Origin of the sequence: Pseudarthrobacter sp. NPDC058196, from assembly GCF_042882685.1 — a bacterium.
In the GTDB taxonomy this organism is placed as follows: Bacteria; Actinomycetota; Actinomycetes; order Actinomycetales; family Micrococcaceae; genus Arthrobacter.
This window is the reverse complement of record NZ_JBHVVN010000032.1, coordinates 1-1,057: the sequence shown is the minus strand read 5'-3', so window position 1 is coordinate 1,057 and position 1,057 is coordinate 1. Positions and strand designations below refer to the sequence as shown.

General features: G+C 66.6%; 1 protein-coding gene. It reads left to right on the top strand.

All coding sequences use genetic code 11. The annotated features are described in order from the left end of the window. The first annotated feature begins 134 nt into the window (after window positions 1–134). On the top strand, window positions 135–923 hold the full coding sequence (istB, locus tag ACFVVC_RS22385) for an IS21-like element helper ATPase IstB (RefSeq protein ID WP_387458520.1): 789 nt from the start codon (window positions 135–137) through the stop codon (window positions 921–923). The last annotated feature ends 134 nt before the right edge of the window (window positions 924–1,057 follow it).

The following is a 1,057-nucleotide window of genomic DNA, read 5'->3' as shown; positions in this document are numbered from 1 at the left end:
GCCTCGATCCTGAACGCCGGAAAGTCCCGCACCACCACCCACTCCGCGGACGAAACCCGCTCCCTGACCCAGGGCACCAGCGCCTGGGCAGGTTTGGGCGTCACCGCCTCCACCACGCAGGAGGAACCGAACCGATGAGCCCGGTCACCACCACGAACACCACTGCACCGGCACTGCCGGCCGAGCTCGAAGCGCTGATGCGGCAACTGAAAATGCCCCACGCCCGCGCCCTCGCGCCTGAACTGATCGCGACCGCCCGCGCCCAACGCTGGGAACCGGCCGAGACAATCAAGGCACTCTTCGCCGAGGAAGCCGCCGGCCGGGCCCGGTCCATGCTCGCCACCCGCCGCAAAGCAGCAGGCTTCCCGACCGGGAAGACCTTCGACGCGTGGGACCCGGCCGTCTCCTCCATCCCAGGCCCAACCCAGCAGGCCCTGCGCACCCTGGAATGGATCACCCGACGCGAGAACCTGGTCGTCTGCGGGCCCTCCGGGACCGGGAAAACGTTCTTCCTCGAAGCCCTCGGCCAGCAAGCCGTCGAAGCAGGGATGCGCGTGGCCTGGTTCAGGCTCGAAGACCTCGGAGCCCTCATCCGCGCCCACCGCACCGATGACAGCGTCACCCGCGCCGTGACCAGAATCCTGCGCGCCGAACTCGTGGTCATTGACGACATCGGGCTCCTGCCGGTGGCCACGGACGCCGCCGAAGGACTCTACCGGGTCGTGGACGCAGCCTACGAAAAACGCTCCGTCGCGATCTCCTCGAACCTGCACCCGGCCGGCTTCGATGAACTCATGCCCAAAACCCTCGCAACAGCCACAGTGGACCGGCTCTTGCACCACGCGCACGTCTGCCAGACCAGCGGCGACTCCATCCGCCTCACCCAAGCCCTCGCCGGGAAAGGAGTCACCCAACTGAACTAACAAGACCCGACGATGGCCAACCCCGCCGAAACCGATCAGTGGGCAGATCTATTGGCCATCACCGGGCAGCTTTACTGGCCACCAGCGGGAACTTTAACTGGCCGCTGGTGGGCAGAAACTAGTGGCCATTGACA